Origin of the sequence: Achromobacter deleyi, from assembly GCF_902859705.1 — a bacterium.
GTDB classification, from domain to species: domain Bacteria; phylum Pseudomonadota; class Gammaproteobacteria; order Burkholderiales; family Burkholderiaceae_B; genus Achromobacter; species Achromobacter deleyi.
The window spans coordinates 471,761-489,751 of the sequence record NZ_CADIJO010000001.1 but is presented as its reverse complement, the minus strand read 5'-3'; the positions used below and the strand labels follow the sequence as shown (position 1 = coordinate 489,751).

The window sequence follows — 17,991 nt, the reverse complement described above, 5'->3', positions numbered from 1 at the left end:
CGATGCGTTTCGATTTCAACGCCTTTGATTTCGTGGACACCGCAGTCGGCACCGATGCCGTAGCGGTGGTGGATGCCCAGGGCGCCCTGAGCTGGGGCCAGTTGCTGGCGGCCACGCAGGCCTGGGAACAGGCGGCGCGGCTGGCGGGCGTCACGGCGGGCGTGCCGCTGGTGATCTCCGGCCACAAAGAGGCAGCCTTCCTGGTCGCGATCCTGGGCTGCCTGCGGCTGAAGGTGCCGTTCGTGCCGGTCGACGTGATCAACCCGCCCGAGCGCATCGCCCGTATCGGCGAGCTGGTGCGGGCCGGGTTGCGCTATGACGCGCAGGCCGGCGAATTCGTCGCCGGCAGCGCCGCCCCGGCGCCGCTGGACGAGGCCGGGCTGGCCTACATCATGTTCACCTCCGGCAGCACCGGCGACCCCAAGGGCGTGCAGATCGGCCGCGAAAGCGTGTCGCTGTTCGCCGGCTGGATTCGCGACTGCCTGAACCTGGGGCCGGCCCCCGCGTTCATGGACCAGATGCTGTTCAGCTTCGACTTCTCGCTGTTCAACTGGGTCGGCGCGCTGGAACTGGGCGGCACTTGCGTGCTGTGCCCGCGCGAGACCATCGCGCAGCGCGACACCTTCGTGGGGTACCTGGCCCACACCGGCATCAACGTCTGGGCCTCCACGCCGTCGTTCGTGCGCCAGCAACTGTTCAACCCCGACTTCGACCGCGCCCACCTGCCGCAACTGCACGCCTTCGTGTTCGGCGCCGAATCGCTGACGCCGACCCTGGCCGAAGAACTCTGGCAGCGCTTTCCCGACGTCCGCATCATCAATTCGTACGGGCCGACCGAGGCGACCTGCTCGACCACCTGGGTCGAGATCGACGCGGAACTGCGCGCCCGCGCGCCCAATCCCTTCCCTATCGGCCGCGCCAAGCCCTATGCCGACGTCTTCATCGAGAACGGTGAGATCAGCATTGCCGGCGACCATGTCATGCGCGGCTACCTGAACCGGCCCGACCTGAACGCCCAGCGCATGTTCACCCGCAACGGCAAGCGCGGCTACCGCAGCGGCGACCTGGGCGAAATCGACGCCGCCGGCCTGGTGACTTTTCGGGGCCGGATCGACGACCAGATCAAGATGCACGGCTACCGCATCGAGCTGGCCGAGATCGACGCCGCCATCGCCGCCCTGCCCGGCGCGCGCGCTGGCGCCACCGTTGCGTTGCGCCGGCCCGATGGCGCTATCATCCGATTGATCGGGTTCGTCGAGCCCGCCGAGGCCGGCCCGGGCGGCCTGCAACCGCTGCCCGCGGCATTGCAGGACTGGAAAGCCGCCCTGGGCCGCCGGCTGCCGCCCTACATGATTCCGTCTGAACTGGTGGCCTGCCACCGTTTCCCGACGACCAGCACCGACAAGGCGGACCGCAAGCAGCTTGAACGCTTGTACCTGGAGGCCCGCCTGAGCAAGAAACCGGAGTCCCAAGCATGACCCGTCGTATTCGTTTCCCCGCCCTGGCGCTGGCATCGGCGCTGGGTTTGGCCGCCATTGGCGGCGCAGCGCATGCCGAGGGCGTGTTCGCCCAGTTGTACGCCGCTCGCCCGCCCGCCGGCTCCTCGTTCGTGCGGGTGGTCAATCCCGAGGTCGGGCCGTTCCGTGTGCAGGTCGCCAATGGCCCGTCGCAGGAAATCGGCCCCACCAAGCCGGCCAGCACCTACGCCATCGTCAAGGGCAACCAGGCATTCAACGTGCTGGTCGACGGCAAGCCGGTGGCCAGCCTGCAAGTCGCGCCCGACACCTTCAGCACGCTGGTGGTGCACCGCGACGGCGTCAAGGTCACCTATGCCCTGGTGGACGACAGCAACGGCGCGCAGGACGCGCTCAAGGCCGAACTGCGTTTCTACAACCTGGCAGCCGACTGCCCCGCCGCCGCGCTGGCGGTCAGCCCGACCGGCCCCACGCTGTTCCAGGACGTCAAACCCGGCGCGTCGGCGGCCCGCGCCATCAACCCGGTCAAGGCATCCCTGGCAGCCGGCTGCGGCACGGTGCTGTCACCGTCCGTACCGCTGCCCGCCTTGCAGCCCGGCGACCACTACAGTCTGTTCCTCACCGGCGGCGCCACCGCCCCCACCTTGAGCGGCCAAGTCAGCGCCACGGACCCCTATAGCAAGTAAGGAGGCCGTATGCGCCGCGTATTCAGGGATGACCACGAGCTTTTCCGCGACCAGGTCCGGCGCTTTGTCGCCGAAGAGATCGCGCCCCACTATGCCGATTGGGAAAAGGCCGGCATCGTGCCGCGCTCACTGTGGCTGCGCGCGGGCGAAGAAGGCCTGCTCAATTGCGCCCTGCCCGACCCCTACGGTTTGGGCGGCGACTTCGGCCATGCGGCCGTCGTCATAGAAGAACTGGCGCGCGCCAACTACCTGGGGGTGGGCTTTTCGATCCACTCCGACATGGTGTCGCCCTACCTGGAAGCCTTCGGCACCACCGCCCAGAAAGAGCGCTGGCTGCCCGCCATGACCCGCGGCGAAGTGATCGGCGCCATCGCGCTGACCGAGCCCGGTGCAGGCAGCGACCTCAAGGCCGTCCGCACGCGGGCCCGCCGCGATGGCGACCACTACGTGCTGAACGGCCAGAAGACCTTCATCACCAATGGCGTCAACGCCGGCTTGTCCATCGTGCTGGCCAGCACCGACCCCGACCTGGGCGCGCGCGGCCTGTCGCTGTTCTGCGTCGAAGAGAACCTGCCCGGCTTCACCAAGGGCCCGGCGCTCAGCAAGATCGGCCAGCACTGCCAGGACACCTGCGAGCTGTACTTCGACGACGTGCGCCTGCCGGCCGACTGCCTGCTGGGCCAGGAAAACGCCGCCTTCGAATACATGACGCAGGAACTGGCACGCGAACGCCTGGCGATCGCGCTGCGCGCCGGCGCCTCGCTCGAAGGCATGCTGGACGAAACGGCCGAATACACCCGCAACCGCAAGGTCTTCGGACGGCGCGTCTTCGACTACCAGAATTCGCGCTTCAAGCTGGCCGGCGCGCGTGCGCAAAGCACCATGCTGCGGGTCTTCCTGGACGACTGCCTGGCCCGCCACATGGCCGGCGAGCTCGACCCCACCACGGCCGCCATCGCCAAGCTCAATGCCACCGAAATGCAGGGCGCGGTGCTGGACGACTTGCTGCAGCTGTATGGCGGCTATGGCTACATGGCGGAATACGGCATCGGCCGTGCGTGGGTGGATGCGCGCGCGTTGCGCATCTTTGGCGGCACCAGCGAGATCATGCGGGAAATCATCGGCCGCAGCTTCCTCTGAGCACCCGGCGGCGGCCGCGTCAGACGCGCGCCGCCATCCAGGCGCGCATCAGCGCGCGCGCCTCGGGCGTATCGCCGATGACCCAGGGGTCCACCGTAAAGGCCACCACGCGCTTGGCGCCGTAGCCGCGCGCCACCTGCCACTGCTGCTTGACCCGGTCGAAATCGGCCGAGCGCGCCTTGAAGGTGGTGCCGTCAGTGCTGCCGGATGGCAGTTCCTCGAACAGTTCCATGACCAGGTCGAACGACGCCCGGCGCTTGAGCAGCATGTCGTGCAGGGGTTCCAGCGACTGGTAATTCGCCAACCCCGCCACGCCCACGCCGTCCTGGATCATCGGATGGATGGCCACGTGGTCCAGCACCCGAGACCACAGCTGGGTCAATGAGCCATCCCCGCCCAGGCGGCTGAAATAGGTGGAGATGGTCGGCACGCGATAGCTGGTGGCCTGCGCGGCGCGCGCAAAGGCGTCCAGCCATGGCACCAGCAGCGCCTGGCGCTGCGGGCGCGACCAGTTGTACTGCTCCAGTTCGTAAGGCAGATACCAGCCGCGGAAATTGCGGCGCTTGGACCACGCCGCCCTTTGCATGTAAGCCACGCCGCGGTCGCGCGTGTGGTCCAGGTAGGCGGCCAGCGCGGCGTCGTCGGGCGAGGCCAGCATGTTCCACCAGCGCTGGTCGTAGGGCAGGCCCACATGCACGCCCAGGCCGCTGTGTTCGGCTTCGTCGAAGATCGCGTCCAGCATGGCCTTGGGCGCCATCCAGTCATCCGGCCGACCGCCTTCCAGGCCGGTCCATTGCAGGAAGATCTCGCGGCAGCCCAGCCGGCGGTAGGCGGCGATGCGGCGGCGCCAATCGTCGGCGGTCAGGTCCAGGTGGCTCAGCCAGAGCTGCAGGAAGGTCGCGTTCAGCGAGATGGGCGGCGCGCAGGCCGCCAAGGGCGCAAGCGCGCCAAGCGCCAGCGCCTGCAACAGGCGCCGGCGCAACAGGGACCGGGGCAGCGGGCGCGTCAGGAGCGTGTCTCCTGGCGCATCAGCCGCGGTTGCCGAACAGACCGGACAGCGAGGCCAGCAGGTCGGTGGGATTGAAGCCCTGGCCCGGCTGGACCGCGCCGTCGGGCGTGGCCTTGTCGACCAGCTGCGGCAGCAGTGCGGACAGGGAACCCAGCACCGAGCCGGTGTCCTGGCCCGTCTTGGCCGCCAGTTCGTTCACCACGCCCGGGTCCAGCACGCGGCCAAGCTGATCGGCGCTGACGGGCAGGTTCTGCCCCTTGCCGATCCACGAGGCGACGATTTCGCCCAGGCCGCCCTGCTGGAAGCTGGCGATCAGGCCGGACAGGCCGCCGGGGTATTTGTTCAGTTGTTCGATCAGGGCCGGCAGCAACGAGGCCGAGCCCCCTTGCTGACCGCCGCCGGCCATCGAGGCCAAGGTATCCAAGAGACTCATCGCCGTACTCCAGAAAAGTCGGAAATCCAGTATAGGCCCAGGCCCGCGAAAATCTCGTCCTTGCCGCGGCCTGGATACCGATCTTTGCAAAACTTGTATTGGGCGGCCTGCTCAGCCCCCGTTGCGCAAGGCGTTCAGCGCCTTCTGGCCGGCCCGGCCGTCCGCCGGCAGGCCCAGTTGGCGCTGCGCCGCCTGCAGCGCTTCGCGGGTACGGGCGCCGATCATGCCATCGGGTTCGCCCAGTTCATAGCCGCGAGCAATCAAGAGGCGTTGCAGTTCGCGCCGCTCGGCCCGCGACAGGCCGGGATCGTCGGTCGGCCAGGCCTGGACCAACGGCCCGCCCCCGCGCAGGCGGTCGGACAAGTGAGCGATGGCCAGCGCGTAACTCTCGGCCGCGTTGTAGGAATACAGCGCGTCGAAATTGCGGGTCACCAGGAAAGCCGGGCCCCTGGGGCCGGCCGGCAGCAGCAGTCCGACCGGCGTGTCGCCCGGCGGCAGCGGACGGCCGTCGGCGCGGGTCACGCCCTGGGCGACCCACGATGACAGCGCACGCTTGTTCTTGCGCCCGGCCCCGGCCGTGTTCAGGCCCGCAGGCAGCTTGACCTCGTAGCCCCAGTCCAGGCTGCTGTTCCAGCCGGCGCGCTTGAGGAAGTTGGCGGTGGACGCCAGCGCATCCGGCACGCTGTCGATCAGGTCGCGGCGGCCATCGCCGTCGAAGTCCACGGCCAGCCGCAGGTAGGTCGAGGGCATGAATTGCGTCTGGCCGAACGCGCCCGCCCAGGAACCGGTCAGCTTTTCCGGTGCGATGTGCTCGTCCTGCAGGATCTTGAGCGCGGCGTAGAACTCGCCGCGAAAGTAGGCCTGGCGCCGGCCGAAGCACGACAGCGTGGACAGGGACGTGAGCAGCGGCCGTCCGCCCAGCGTGCGGCCATAGTTGCTTTCGACGCCCCAGACCGCCGCGATGGTGGCCGGGTCCACGCCGAAACGGGCCGATGCCCGATCCAGTTCCGTGCGCCAGCGCTCGATGCCGGCCCGGCCGTCGGCCACGCGCTCGTCGTCGACCAGCGCCGCCATATAGTCCCAGATCGGCGTCTTGAATTCGGGCTGCGCATCCAACAGGCCGATCACCGCCATGTCCGGGACCAGGCCCGCGGTATGCGTATCGAATGTGGCGCCGGACACGCCCGCCTTGGCGGCGGGGGCGCGCAACTGCGCCAGGCACGAGGCAAAGGCATCGGCGGCCTGGGCGCTTTCGATGGGCAGGGTGACCGCGGCGACGGTCAGGGCAACGGCGGGGAAAAGCGTTTTCATCAGCAGGGAAAGGCTCCGGGGAATTGGGCGGTGTCGATCGCGATGGGCGGGCCGCTCAGCCAGCCTGCAACGCAGCCAGTTCGGCTTCGTCGAAGCCGGCGGCCCGGCGCGCGGCCAGGTTGAACGGGCCGCGCAGGCGTGGCGCGTCGTAGCGGGCGGCCAGCTCGGCATAGCAGGCCACCGGTTCTTTGCCTTGTTCGGCGCAAAGGCGCTTGTACCAGTCGTTGCCGATGGCGACATGGCCGATTTCGTCGCGCAGGATGATGTCGACGATGGCCGCGCTTGGCGCATCGCCTGCGCCCGCCAGCTTGTTGCGGATCAGCGGCGAAGCATCGAGGCCGCGCGCTTCCAGCGTGCGCGGCACCAGCGCCAGGCGCGCGAGCAGGTCGGCGCGCGTGCGCTCGGCCATGTCCCACAAGCCGTTGTGGGCGGGGAAGTCGCCATAGGCGTAGCCCAGGCTGGCCAGCCGCTGGTTCAACAGGTCGAAATGGTAGGCCTCTTCGGTGGCCACGCGCAGCCAGTCGCGGTAGAACGCGTCGGGCATGCCGGCAAAGCGCCACAGGATGTCCAGCGCCAGGTTCACCGCGTTGAACTCGATGTGCGCCAGCGCATGCAGCAACGCGGCGCGGCCTTCCAGGGTGGCCATGGAGCGCTGCGGCACCTGGGCCGGCGGCACCAGCTCGGGCACGGCGGGCCGGCCGGGCAAGGCGGCGGGCGCCACGTACTGCCGCGCGGGGTCCAGTGGTGCGTCGGCGGCGATGGCGCGCACCCGCGCCAGCTTGTCCGCCCATTCGGTGGCGGCCAGCGCCTGCAACGCCTGGGCGCGCAGGCACGCCGCGCCTGGCTCGTACGGACCCGTCCCGTCCGGCGGAAGGATCGAATGGCTGTCCATGAGGGTTCCCGATACCGGGGCGGCTCGCAGCCGCCCGAAAAACAATGACAATGCGCCATGCGCTGACGAAGACTTTATCATTCGCCCATGGATTCACCGCTACGCCTGACCATCGAGACCGACCTGTCCCGCATCGACGCTCGTCAATGGGACGCCCTGGCCGGCGACCAGCCCTTTCTGCGCCATGCATTCCTGTGCGCCCTGCACGACACCGGCTGCGCCGCGCCGGACACCGGCTGGGCGCCGCATTTCCTGGCGCTGTGGCGCGATGGCCAATTGGCTGGCGCCGTGCCGCTCTACCTGAAATCGCATTCACGCGGCGAGTACGTCTTCGACTACGCCTGGGCCGACGCCTTCCAGCGCCACGGCCTGCGCTACTACCCCAAGCTGCTGTCCGCCATTCCGTTCACGCCCGTCACGGGTCCGCGCCTGTTGGCGGCCAATGACGAGGACCGCGACACGCTGGTGCGCGGCCTGGTGGCGTTCGCAGAAGAAGTGCGAGTGTCGTCGCTGCATCTGCTGTTTCCCACCGCGACCGATCTGCGCGCCCTGCGCGAGGCTGGTTTCATGGTCCGCGAAAGCGTGCAGTTTCACTGGACCAATGCGGGCTATGCCGATTTCGACGCCTTCCTGGCCACGATGAGCCACGACAAGCGCAAGAAGATCCGCCAGGACCGCAAGAAAGTCGCCCAGGCCGGACTGGAATTTCGCTGGCGGCACGGCGCGCAGATCCGCCCTGAAGACCTGGATTTCTTCTATCAGTGCTATTGCCACACCTACTTCAACCACGGCAATCCGCCCTACCTGAACCGTGAATTCTTCCAGCGCGCCTATCGCGAGCAGCCCGACGCCTTCGTGCTGGTGCTGGCCGAACGCGACGGCCAGCCGGTGGCCGCGGCGCTGAACCTGGTCGGCGGCGACGTGCTGTACGGACGGTATTGGGGCGCGACGGAATACGTGCCGGGGCTGCATTTCGAGACCTGCTACCTGCAGGCCATCGCCTACTGCATCGTCCATGGCCTGACCCGCTTTGAAGGCGGCGCGCAAGGCGAACACAAGATGGCGCGCGGCCTGTTGCCCACGCCGACGTGGTCGGCGCACTGGGTCGCCGACCCGCGCTTTTCGGCCGCGATCCAGCAATTCCTGGATGAGGAAACCGCGGCGGTGGACGACTACCTGGGTGAACTGGAAGCGCACACGCCGTTCAAGCGGCCGGCTGCGGACGGCGCCTGAACGAACGCGGCACGCGCAATCAGAGAAAGCGGTCCAGCAGCTTGCGGCTGTGCTTGTCCAGCGACGGCACGTCGCGCACCAGATAGAAGATGCCGTGGCTGTCGGCGATCAGCAGCGTGTGCTGGCTCAATCGGCGGATGTCTTCTTCGCCGCGCAGCGTGAACGTGGTGGGCCCGCGGTCGGTTTCCACCTTCCAGGTGCTGGGGGTGGCATAGGTGGACACGCTGGCCAGCTTGCGGATTTCGGGCATGAACTCGCGGCCCGCGAGTTCTTCTTCGATCAGCGCGCGCTCGGCGGGCGGCACATCGGTGAGGCGCTCGATCCAGACCAGTTCGTGGCCGTCGCCGGTCACCAGCGACAGGCCGCGGTCGGCCTCGCTGATCGGAAAGGCGCGCACCGGGATGACGCCCTCGTGCGAGACGCCATCGGCGCCCTGGTACACCAAACGCCCGAACGCATTGCGTTGCAGCTGAAAAACGGGAAGCGTCATGACGGTTATCTCGATTCCGTGTCAGGCCACGGCGGCCATGTCGTCGCTACCAGAGGCCTGCGCATCGGCTTCGGCCTGACGCGCCTGCGCCTGGTAGAGGCGGTAGTAGGCGCCTTCGCGCGCCATCAGTTCCTCGTGCGGGCCTTGCTCGACGATCTGGCCGCGGTCCAGCACCACCAGCCGGTCGGCCTTGCGCAACGTGCTCAGGCGGTGGGCGATGGCAATCGTGGTACGGCCGCGCACCAGGTTGTCCAGCGCCTTCTGGATTTCCTTTTCGGTGGTGGTGTCGACCGACGAGGTCGCTTCGTCCAGGATGAGGATGCGCGGATCGATCAGCAACGCGCGGGCGATCGAGATACGCTGGCGCTCGCCGCCCGACAGCGCCTGGCCGCGTTCACCCACCAGCGAATCGTAGCCATGCGGCAGGCGCAGGATGAACTCGTGGGCGTGCGCGGCGCGGGCGGCAGCGACGATTTCGTCGCGCGTTGCGTCGGGCTTGCCGTAAGCGATGTTCTCGGCGATGGTGCCAAAGAACAGGAAAGGCTCTTGCAGTACCAGGCCGATATTGCGGCGGTAGTCGGACACGCGCACCGAGCGGATGTCCGCGCCGTCCACCAGGATGGCGCCCTCGGACACGTCGTAGAAGCGGCAGATCAGGTTGATCAGCGTGCTCTTGCCCGAGCCGCTATGCCCCACCAGCCCGATCATTTCACCCGGGGCGATGGTCAGGTCCAGGCCGCGGATGACCTGGCGGTTGCCGTAGCGAAAGCCCACGTCGCGCAATTCGATGCGGCCATTGATGTGCGGCAGCTTGGCGGGGTTCTGCGGTTCCGGCACGCTGGACACGTGGTCCAGGATGTCGAAGATGCGCTTGGCGCCGGCGGCGGCCTTCTGGGTCACCGACACGATGCGGCTCATGGAATCCAGGCGTGTATAGAAGCGCCCGATATACGCCAGGAATGCCGCCAGCACGCCCACCGTGATCTGCTTTTGCGACACCTGCCAGATGCCGAATATCCAGACGACCAGCAGGCCGACTTCGGTCAGAAGCGTCACGGTCGGGGAAAACAGCGACCAGGTGGTGTTGACGCGATCGTTGACTTCCAGGTTGCGGTTGTTGGCTTCGCGGAAACGCGCCACTTCGCGCTTTTCCTGGGCAAAGGCCTTGACCACGCGAATACCGGGAATGGTGTCGGCCAGCACGTTGGTGATCTCGGACCAGATGCGGTCGACCTTCTCGAAGCCGTGGCGCAGGCGGTCGCGCACCGCGTGGATCATCCAGATGATGAACGGCAGCGGCACCAGCGTGACCAGCGCCAGCCACGGATTGATCGAGAACAGGATCACCGCGGTCATGACAATCATCAGGATGTCATTGGCGAAATCCAGCAGGTGCAGCGACAGGAACACGCAGATGCGGTCGGTTTCGCTGCCGATGCGGGAAATCAGGTCGCCCGTGCGCTTGCCGCCGAAGTACTCCAGCGACAGCTGCTGCAGATGCTCGTAAGTGGTGGTGCGCAGGTCGGCGCCGATGCGCTCGCTGACCCAGGCCAGGATGTAGGTGCGGGCCCAGCCCAGCCCCCACGCCAGGAAGGCGGACCCCAGCAGCCCGCCCAGGTACAGGCGAACCTTGCCGTAGTCGATGGGCGCGCCGTTCTGGAACGGGATCAGCACGTCGTCCATCAGCGGCATGGTCAGGTAGGGCGGCACCAGCGTGGCCGCGGTGCCCAGCAGCGTCAGCAGGAAACCGGCCAGCAGCGGCAGGCGGTACGGGCGGGCAAAGCGCCACAGGCGCAGCAGCGCCCAGGTGGACGACGGCGCGGCCTGTTCCTGGTTGCAGGTCGGGCATTCGTCCTGCCCGGCCGGAATGGCGTTGTTGCAGATGGTGCACTGGCGCTCGGCGGCCTCGTCCGACGGCTGGCCGGACAGGCGGATGGCCTGCTGCGCCTCGAACTGGCCCAACAAGCGCAGCGCCGCCGGGTTGCGGGCCAGCGTGAAACGCCAGATGCCCAGGCGCGCGGTATCGTCGTGCAGCTCGAGCACGGCGGCGCCGGCATGGTCGGAAAGATTCAGGGACAGTTGGGGACCGAAAGGCCAGGATTCCCAGCCGGTATCGGCGGGATTGCGGGCGATCAGGCGGCGGTCGGTCAGGACAAGCAGGCCGGGCTGGAACTTCAGGCGCTGGTCCAGGTCTATTTCAACCGAGGCCAGCAAGGTTTCGCCCTCCGCCAGTTCAGCGCGGATTTCGTCCCGCCAACGGGCAGGAAAGGCATCGGCTAGGCCGGAAAGCAGGTGTGGTTTTTTCATTAGAACGCATACCGGGCCAGGACTCTGCCCTACAAGGCGGCGACCGTTCCCAACACCAGGCTGAAAACGTGTCCCTTCCTTACAACACAACGAGTTCACGCCTTTGAAGGCGTCGTATAGTATCAGCCGATTTTTCTAATTAGGAATATCTGGGATCCCCCACTCGTTGGCATTATTCTTAAGGCGCAACCCCAATAAATTCGCGGTCTTGCATAGGGGCGTCCGCGCGTGCCAACCTGCTTCTCAAGTAAATTAAAACATGAAAAAGAAAGACATTGAATTTCTCGATGTCGTGGCTTTGCGCGGCCCGAACATTTGGACGTACCGTCCGGTCCTTGAAGCGTGGGTGGATATCGGCGAACTGGAGGACTACCCCTCCAACACGATCCCCGGCTTCTACGAGCGCCTGACCGAATGGCTGCCGACCCTGATCGAGCACCGCTGCAGCCCGGGTGTACGGGGCGGTTTTCTGGCCCGCCTGAAAGAAGGCACCTGGCCCGGCCACATTCTTGAACATGTCACGCTCGAGCTGCAGAACCTGGCCGGCTTGCGCGGCGGTTTCGGCAAGGCCCGTGAAACCTCCACCCGCGGCGTCTACAAAGTCGTCGTGCGCGCCTGGCAGGAACAGGTCACCCGCACCGCCCTGAATGAAGCGCGCGACCTGGTCATGGCCGCCATCGAAGACCGCCCGTTCGACGTCGATGCCACCGTGACCCGCCTGCGCCGCCTGGTCGACCGCCATTGCCTGGGCCCCAGCACCGCCTGCATCGTCGATGCCGCCGATGACCGCGACATTCCCTACATCCGCCTGTTCGAGGGCAACCTCGTGCAATTCGGCTATGGCGCGCGCCAACGCCGCATCTGGACGGCCGAAACCGACCGCACCAGCGCCATCGCCGAAGGCATCTCGCGCGACAAGGACCTGACCAAGGAACTGCTCTCGACCTGCGGCGTGCCCGTCCCTGAAGGCCGTCTGGTCGACAGCGAAGACGACGCCTGGTCGGCCGCCGAAGACATCGGCCTGCCCGTCGTGGTCAAGCCTTATGACGGCAACCACGGCCGTGGCGTGTTCACCAACCTGACCACTCGCGAAGACGTCGTGTCCGCCTACCGCGTGGCGGTGGACGAAGGCAGCGGCGTCATCGTCGAACGCTTCGTGCTGGGCAACGAGCACCGCCTGCTGGTGGTGGGCAACCGCATGGTGGCCGCCGCCGCCGGCGAGCCGGCCTGGGTCACCGGCGACGGCAAGTCCACCCTGACCGACCTGATCGACACCCAGATCAATACCGACCCGCGCCGCGGTCGCACCGAGAATCATCCGCTGAATCCGGTGCGCCTGGATTCGGCCGCGCGGCTTGAAATTGCCCGCCAGGGCCTGACCGAAGACAGCGTGCCGGCCGACGGCCAGCGCGTGCTGGTGCAGCGCAGCGGCAACGTCGCCTTCGACGTGACCGATCGCGTGCACCCCAGCATCGCCGCCACCGTCACCCTGGCCGCCCGCATCGTGGGCCTGGACATCGCCGGGGTCGACCTGGTCGCCGAAGACATCTCGCGCCCGCTGGACGAACAGCGCGGCGCCATCGTCGAAGTCAACGCCGGCCCCGGCCTGCTGATGCACCTGAAGCCGGCCGACGGCACGCCGCGCCCGGTGGGCCGCGCCATCGTCGACCACCTGTTCCCGGAAGGCGACGCGGGCCGTATCCCCATCGTCGGCGTCACCGGCACCAACGGCAAGACCGTCGTGGCGCGCCTGGTGGCTCGCCTGCTGCACCTGTCGGGCAAGCGCACCGGCCTGGCCTGCAGCGAAGGCCTCTATCTTGACCGCCGCCTGGTGCAAAAGGGCGACCGCGCCGATTTCGCCTCGGGCACGCGCCTCTTGATGAACCGCAACGTGGATGCCGCCGTCATCGAAAACGACAGCGGCGTGATCCTCGGCCAGGGCCTGGCCTACGACCGCTGCCAGGTCGGCGTGGTCACCAACATCGACGACGCCGATCACCTGGGCGACTTCGACATCAACGAAACGGAACGCATGTTCAATGTGTTCCGCACGCAGGTCGACGTAGTGCTGCCCACCGGCACCGCCGTGCTCAACGCGCGTGATCCGCGCGTGGTCGAAATGGCCGAGCTGTGCGACGGCGCCGTGATCTTCTTCGGCATCGACCCCGCCCTGCCCGCCATCGCCGCCCACCTGCAGCAGGACGGCCGCGCGGTGTACGTGCGCGACGGCGCCATCGTGCTGGCGCAAGGCGCCCGCGAAGAACGCCTGGCCGCAGTCGCCGCCATTCCCCTGACCCATGGCGGCCGCGTGGCCTTCCAGGTCGAAAACGTGCTGGCGGCGGTGGGCACCGCCTGGGCGCTGGATATCCCCGTGGAACTCATCCGCGCGGGCATCGAGACCTTCGACATCGACCAGGCCGATGCGCCCTGGCAATTCACCCTGTTCGAGCGCAACGGCAGCACCGTGGTGGTGGACGACGTGCACAACGCGTCCGCCCTGCGTCCGCTGATCGCGGCCATCGACCAGTTCCCGTCGACCACCCGCGCCGCCGTCTATTCGGCCGGCGCCGACCGCCGCGACGCGGACCTGATCGAACAGGGCCGCCTGCTGGGCGATGCCTTCGACCGCGTGGTGCTCTACGACGACGCCACGGTCGCCAGCAAGCGCCCGGCCGGCCAGGCGCGCGCATTGCTGCGCCAGGGCCTGGAACAAGGCAGCCGCGTCAAGCAGATCCTGGACGAACCCGACCACGGCCGGGCCATCGAAAGCCAGCTGGACGGCATCGCCGCGGGCGACTTCGTCCTGCTGCAATCCGACGAGGCGTTCTCCGGCCCCACCATCGATCTCGTGCGTCGCTGGATCCAGCAACACTGACATCACTGTGCGCGCCCCGGCCCCGGCCGCGGGTGCGCGTAAGCTAGACAGGAATACCTGCCATGGAAGTTTCCCGTATCCGAGCACTGCGCGGCCCCAATCTGTGGAGCAAGAACACCGCGATCGAGGCCATCGTTTCCTGCGCCGACGCCGAATGCTCCATCGATAACCTGCCCGACTTCGAAGCGCGCCTGCGCGCCCGGCTGCCGCAGACCGGCCTGCTGCGCCCCGAAGGCCATCAAGGCGCCGTGTCGATTGCCCACGTGCTGCAGATCGTCGCGCTGACGATGCAGGCCTACGCCGGCTGCCCCGTCACGTTCGGCCGCACCTCGTCCACCATCGAACCCGGCGTGTTCCAGGTCGTGGTGGAATACAGCGAAGAAGAAGTCGGCCTGCTGGCGATGGACCTGGCGCAAGCGCTGGTGCATGCCGCGCTGGACGACACCCCGTTCGACCTGGCCGACGCCTTGAAGCGCCTGCGCGAACTGGACGAAGACGTGCGCCTGGGGCCCAGCACCGGCTCCATCGTCAACGCCGCCACCGCCCGCAACATTCCCTATCGCCGCCTGACCCAGGGCAGCATGGTGCAGTTCGGCTGGGGCAGCAAGCAACGCCGCATCCAGGCCGCCGAAACCGACCTGACCAGCGCCATTTCAGAATCGATCGCGCAAGACAAAGACCTGACCAAGATGCTGCTGGACGCCGCCGGCGTGCCAGTGCCGCTGGGCCGCTCGGTCACTACCGCCGAAGATGCCTGGGCCGCAGCCCAGGAACTGGGCGGGCCTGTGGTGGTCAAGCCGCGCGACGGCAGTCAGGGCCGCGGCGTTGCTGTCAACATCGAAACGCGTGAACGCGTGATCCAGGCCTTCGAGGTCGCCGAGGAAATCAGCTCCGAGGTCATCGTCGAACGCTACATCCCCGGCCACGACTTCCGCCTGCTGGTGGTGGGCGGCGCGCTGGTGGCGGCCTCGCGCCGCGATCCGCCCCAGGTCACGGGCGATGGCGTGCAGACCATCCGCCAACTGGTGGACCAGGTCAACGCCGACCCCTTGCGCGGCGACGGCCATGCGACCTCGCTCACCAAGATCCGCTTTGACGACATCGCGCTGGCCACGCTGAAAAAACAGGGCTTCGACGCCGACTCGGTGCCGCCCCCCGGCACCCTGATCTTCCTGCGCAATAACGCCAACCTCAGCACCGGCGGCTCGGCCACCGATGTCACCGACGAAGTGCATCCGGAAATGGCGGCGCGCGCGGTATCCGCGGCACGCATGATCGGCCTGGACATCTGCGGCGTCGACGTCGTGGCGGAAAGCGTGCACTACCCGCTCGAAGAGCAGCACGGCGGCGTGGTCGAAGTGAACGCGGCCCCCGGCCTGCGCATGCACCTGAATCCCTCGTTCGGCAAGGGCCGCGCGGTGGGCGAAGCCATCATCGCCAACATGTACGCGGACGGCGACGACGGCCGCATTCCGGTGGTGGCCGTGGCCGGCACCAACGGCAAGACCACCACCGTGCGCCTGACCGCGCACATCCTGGGCGTGGCCGGCAACCGCGTCGGCATGACCAATTCCGACGGCGTCTACGTCGACAACCTGCGTATCGACACCGGCGACTGCAGCGGCCCGCGCAGCGCCCGCAGCGTGCTGATGCACCCGGACGTCGACGCCGCCGTGTTCGAAACGGCGCGCGGCGGCATCCTGCGCGAAGGCCTGGCGTTCGACCGCTGCAACGTGTCCATCGTCACCAACATCGGCATGGGCGACCACCTGGGGCTGGGCTACATCAGCACCGTCGAAGACCTGGCCGTGGTCAAGCGCGTGATCGTGCAGCACGTGCATCCCAGCGGCACGGCCGTGCTGAACGCCGCCGATCCCATCGTGGCCGACATGGCCGCCAGCTGCCCCGGGTCGATCACCTACTTCGCCGAAGACCGCAACCACCCCATCATGGCGACGCACCGCGCCCAGGGCCTGCGCGTGGTCTACCGTGATGGCGATGCCATCGTGGCGGCGCAAGGCAGCGAGGAAACCCGCTTCCCGCTGGCCGAGATTCCGCTGACCCGCAACGGCACCATCACGTTCCAGGTCGAGAACACCATGGCCTCGGTTGCGGCCGCCTGGGCGCTGAACCTGGACTGGGACATCATTCGCCGTGGCCTGGCCACCTTCGTCAACGACGCGCAGACCGCTCCTGGCCGCTTCAACGTGTTCGACTATCGCGGCGCCACCGTGATCGCCGACTACGGCCACAATCCCGACGCCATCCTGGCGCTGGTGCGCGCGGTCGATGCCATGCCGGCGAAACGCCGCTCGGTGGTGATCAGTGGCGCTGGCGACCGCCGCGACGAAGACATCCGCATGCAGACCGAGATCCTGGGCGCCGCCTTCGACGACGTGCTGCTCTACCAGGACCAATGCCAACGCGGCCGCGAGGACGGCGAGGTGCTGGCCCTGTTGCAGCAGGGCCTGGTCGGCGCCAGCCGTACCCGCCACATCGAAGAGATCCACGGTGAGTTCCTGGCGATCGACACGGCGCTGGCCCGTCTGGGCGCGGGCGACCTGTGCCTGATCCTGGTGGACCAGGTCGAAGAGGCGCTGGACCACATCGCCCGCCGCATCAAGGAAGCCTGACCGGCAGCCGTGCGCCGCCGGCAATGGCGGCGCAAGCAGACCAACGGGGCGCCCATGGGCGCCCCGTTCTCTTTGGCGTGGCTGTGCGCCGGACCGCCGCGCGACAGATACCGCGCTAGCTGACGGCCCGGATGGAGGGCGCCTCGGCCTGATACCGGTCCGTGACGTGCGTGCACCCCAGCGCCGCCATCGCGGTCAGCGCCAATAAGACCGCGCGGCAGAATCGTTGCGTCATGCGTGTGCCCTCCAGAGTGGGATGCCGACGCTTGCGAAGCCGAGGCCCACGCAAGCTGCTGCACCGACTATACCGACGCGTCGCCATTGCTGCCAGCCATCGCGAAAAACGCCTCAAAATCGCGTATGTCCCGTTACTTGCCCCCCTCAAAACAGGACAAGACGTTGCTCAACTGTAACTCCCTCTCTGCGCACGGCCTGCCCAAATCCCGTCACGGGACGCGCGATTTGCCCCGTCCCCGGCCGTTACATTTACCCACAGCGTCCTTTGACAGCCCGCAAGACGGCCCTGTACCTTGAACCCAAGCTGATCAGTGTCCAACTCACCCGCGACTGCCAGGTTTATCGGCCATAAGCCCACGCAGCCGCCACTACGAAGAGAGGTCACCATGAATAACGACATCATCGCTGGCAAGTGGAAGCAGCTGTCCGGAAAGGCCAAGGCGGCCTGGGGTGAACTCACCGACGACGAGTTGACCCGTACGGAAGGCAACGCCGAGCGCCTCGCTGGCCTGATCCAGGAGCGCTACGGCAAGACCAAGGAACAGGCCGAGAAGGACGTGCGCGATTTCTTCGATCGCAATCGTTGATTTCCAAGCCACCCAGGAGAAGCTGACATGCTGCACTACGCCGTTGTTTTCTTCGTGATTGCGATCATCGCGGCCGTCCTGGGCTTCGGCGGCATCGCCGCCGGCGCCGCAGGGATCGCCAAGATCCTGTTCTTCGTCTTCCTGGTTCTGGCGCTGCTGTCCATTCTGGGCGGCGCATTCAGAAAGAAATAGAACAATCGCACCCAAAGATTTTTCGCTAGCCGTTGCGTACAACCGAACGCGCTGAAACCCCTACACAAGGAGCATAACTATGGAATTCCGCAAGCTGATCGCCGCCGCCGCACTGGGCACGGGCGCTGTCTTCACTTCCATGGCCTTTGCCGCCAATGACGGCAAGCCCAAGCAATCCGTGGGCGAATACGCGTCCGACGCGACCGTGACCACCAAGGTCAAGGCCGCCTTCGTGGCCGACAAGCAGTTGAGCGCCCTGGACATCGCCGTGGAAACCACCGATGGCGTGGCCAAGCTGACCGGCACGGTCGGCACCGCTGCCGAAGCCGATCACGCCGCCACCGTGGCCCGCGGGGTCGAAGGGGTTAAGCAGGTGATGAACAACATCAAGGTCGACCCGGCCAAGAACAAGAAGTAAACGCCGTCACCTCGAGGTGATCTCCGCGGCGCCTGCGTGCAAACGCAGGCGCCGCGTTGTTTTTGATGCGCGC

Annotated in this window: 15 protein-coding genes; 9 read left to right on the top strand and 6 right to left on the bottom strand. The window is 67.3% G+C overall.

Going from position 1 to position 17,991, the window contains the following annotated elements:
- The first annotated feature begins 2 nt into the window (after window positions 1-2).
- From HV798_RS02110 to HV798_RS02100, 3 genes are read left to right on the top strand one after another with little or no spacing between them, the layout of a single operon-like run.
- Window positions 3-1,478 carry an AMP-binding protein gene (locus HV798_RS02110; RefSeq protein WP_175195904.1) on the top strand — a complete coding sequence of 492 codons (1,476 nt, stop codon included), beginning with the start codon at window positions 3-5 and terminating at the stop codon, window positions 1,476-1,478.
- Entirely contained in the window at window positions 1,475-2,161 is a 687-nt protein-coding gene (locus HV798_RS02105; protein WP_175195902.1) for an alginate O-acetyltransferase AlgF, read from the top strand. Before HV798_RS02110 ends, HV798_RS02105 begins: the two co-directional genes overlap by 4 nt.
- A 9-nt stretch (window positions 2,162-2,170) precedes the next feature.
- Entirely contained in the window at window positions 2,171-3,301 is a 1,131-nt protein-coding gene (locus tag HV798_RS02100) for an acyl-CoA dehydrogenase family protein (protein ID WP_025140143.1), read from the top strand.
- A gap of 19 nt (window positions 3,302-3,320) precedes the next feature.
- Here the strand turns inward: HV798_RS02100 and HV798_RS02095 are convergent, their stop codons facing one another.
- The 4 genes from HV798_RS02095 to HV798_RS02080 all read right to left on the bottom strand — a co-directional run bounded on the left by HV798_RS02095 (window position 3,321) and on the right by HV798_RS02080 (window position 6,946).
- The gene (locus HV798_RS02095; RefSeq protein WP_246288543.1) at window positions 3,321-4,283 is read right to left on the bottom strand and encodes a DUF4434 domain-containing protein; all 963 of its coding nucleotides are present in this window, start codon (window positions 4,281-4,283) and stop codon (window positions 3,321-3,323) included.
- A 46-nt stretch (window positions 4,284-4,329) separates the two neighbouring features.
- Window positions 4,330-4,743, bottom strand: a complete 414-nt coding sequence (locus HV798_RS02090; RefSeq protein WP_175195900.1) for a YidB family protein — start codon at window positions 4,741-4,743, stop codon at window positions 4,330-4,332.
- Between the two features lie 111 nt (window positions 4,744-4,854).
- Entirely contained in the window at window positions 4,855-6,054 is a 1,200-nt protein-coding gene (locus tag HV798_RS02085; RefSeq protein WP_175195898.1) for a lytic murein transglycosylase, read from the bottom strand.
- A gap of 55 nt (window positions 6,055-6,109) precedes the next feature.
- A complete protein-coding gene (locus HV798_RS02080; RefSeq protein ID WP_175195896.1) occupies window positions 6,110-6,946 on the bottom strand; it encodes a ferritin-like domain-containing protein in 837 nt (278 codons plus the stop codon).
- Window positions 6,947-7,033: 87 nt separating this feature from the next.
- Here HV798_RS02080 and HV798_RS02075 point away from each other — a divergent pair, with 87 nt between their 5' ends.
- On the top strand, window positions 7,034-8,179 hold the full coding sequence (locus HV798_RS02075; RefSeq protein WP_175195894.1) for a GNAT family N-acetyltransferase: 1,146 nt from the start codon (window positions 7,034-7,036) through the stop codon (window positions 8,177-8,179).
- 19 nt (window positions 8,180-8,198) lie between these two features.
- Here the strand turns inward: HV798_RS02075 and HV798_RS02070 are convergent, their stop codons facing one another.
- Window positions 8,199-8,669, bottom strand: a complete 471-nt coding sequence (locus HV798_RS02070) for a cyanophycin metabolism-associated DUF1854 family protein (RefSeq protein ID WP_175195892.1) — start codon at window positions 8,667-8,669, stop codon at window positions 8,199-8,201.
- 21 nt (window positions 8,670-8,690) lie between these two features.
- Window positions 8,691-10,976 (bottom strand): cyanophycin metabolism-associated ABC transporter, encoded by a 2,286-nt coding sequence (locus HV798_RS02065; protein WP_175195890.1) that lies wholly within the window; start codon window positions 10,974-10,976, stop codon window positions 8,691-8,693.
- 259 nt (window positions 10,977-11,235) lie between these two features.
- Here HV798_RS02065 and cphA (HV798_RS02060) point away from each other — a divergent pair, with 259 nt between their 5' ends.
- The 5 genes from cphA (HV798_RS02060) to HV798_RS02040 all read left to right on the top strand — a co-directional run bounded on the left by cphA (HV798_RS02060) (window position 11,236) and on the right by HV798_RS02040 (window position 17,918).
- Window positions 11,236-13,851, top strand: coding sequence for a cyanophycin synthetase (gene cphA / locus HV798_RS02060; RefSeq protein ID WP_175195888.1), 2,616 nt, complete (start codon window positions 11,236-11,238; stop codon window positions 13,849-13,851).
- A 62-nt stretch (window positions 13,852-13,913) separates the two neighbouring features.
- Entirely contained in the window at window positions 13,914-16,484 is a 2,571-nt protein-coding gene (cphA, locus tag HV798_RS02055; protein ID WP_175195886.1) for a cyanophycin synthetase, read from the top strand.
- 623 nt (window positions 16,485-17,107) lie between these two features.
- On the top strand, window positions 17,108-17,308 hold the full coding sequence (locus HV798_RS02050; protein ID WP_025140133.1) for a CsbD family protein: 201 nt from the start codon (window positions 17,108-17,110) through the stop codon (window positions 17,306-17,308).
- A gap of 27 nt (window positions 17,309-17,335) precedes the next feature.
- Entirely contained in the window at window positions 17,336-17,500 is a 165-nt protein-coding gene (locus tag HV798_RS02045; RefSeq protein WP_006389411.1) for a DUF1328 domain-containing protein, read from the top strand.
- Between the two features lie 79 nt (window positions 17,501-17,579).
- Entirely contained in the window at window positions 17,580-17,918 is a 339-nt protein-coding gene (locus tag HV798_RS02040; RefSeq protein WP_024068163.1) for a BON domain-containing protein, read from the top strand.
- The last annotated feature ends 73 nt before the right edge of the window (window positions 17,919-17,991 follow it).

Excerpts from the sequence above, each read along its gene's own strand:
- HV798_RS02110 (WP_175195904.1), top strand. The coding sequence starts at position 3 with ATGCGTTTCGATTTCAACGCCTTTGATTTCGTGGACACCGCAGTCGGC.
- HV798_RS02105 (WP_175195902.1), top strand. The coding sequence starts at position 1,475 with ATGACCCGTCGTATTCGTTTCCCCGCCCTGGCGCTGGCATCGGCGCTG.
- HV798_RS02100 (WP_025140143.1), top strand. The coding sequence starts at position 2,171 with ATGCGCCGCGTATTCAGGGATGACCACGAGCTTTTCCGCGACCAGGTC.
- HV798_RS02090 (WP_175195900.1), bottom strand. The coding sequence starts at position 4,743 with ATGAGTCTCTTGGATACCTTGGCCTCGATGGCCGGCGGCGGTCAGCAA.
- HV798_RS02085 (WP_175195898.1), bottom strand. The coding sequence starts at position 6,054 with ATGAAAACGCTTTTCCCCGCCGTTGCCCTGACCGTCGCCGCGGTCACC.
- HV798_RS02080 (WP_175195896.1), bottom strand. The coding sequence starts at position 6,946 with ATGGACAGCCATTCGATCCTTCCGCCGGACGGGACGGGTCCGTACGAG.
- HV798_RS02075 (WP_175195894.1), top strand. The coding sequence starts at position 7,034 with ATGGATTCACCGCTACGCCTGACCATCGAGACCGACCTGTCCCGCATC.
- HV798_RS02070 (WP_175195892.1), bottom strand. The coding sequence starts at position 8,669 with ATGACGCTTCCCGTTTTTCAGCTGCAACGCAATGCGTTCGGGCGTTTG.
- HV798_RS02065 (WP_175195890.1), bottom strand. The coding sequence starts at position 10,976 with ATGAAAAAACCACACCTGCTTTCCGGCCTAGCCGATGCCTTTCCTGCC.
- cphA (WP_175195888.1), top strand. The coding sequence starts at position 11,236 with ATGAAAAAGAAAGACATTGAATTTCTCGATGTCGTGGCTTTGCGCGGC.
- cphA (WP_175195886.1), top strand. The coding sequence starts at position 13,914 with ATGGAAGTTTCCCGTATCCGAGCACTGCGCGGCCCCAATCTGTGGAGC.
- HV798_RS02050 (WP_025140133.1), top strand. The coding sequence starts at position 17,108 with ATGAATAACGACATCATCGCTGGCAAGTGGAAGCAGCTGTCCGGAAAG.
- HV798_RS02045 (WP_006389411.1), top strand. The coding sequence starts at position 17,336 with ATGCTGCACTACGCCGTTGTTTTCTTCGTGATTGCGATCATCGCGGCC.
- HV798_RS02040 (WP_024068163.1), top strand. The coding sequence starts at position 17,580 with ATGGAATTCCGCAAGCTGATCGCCGCCGCCGCACTGGGCACGGGCGCT.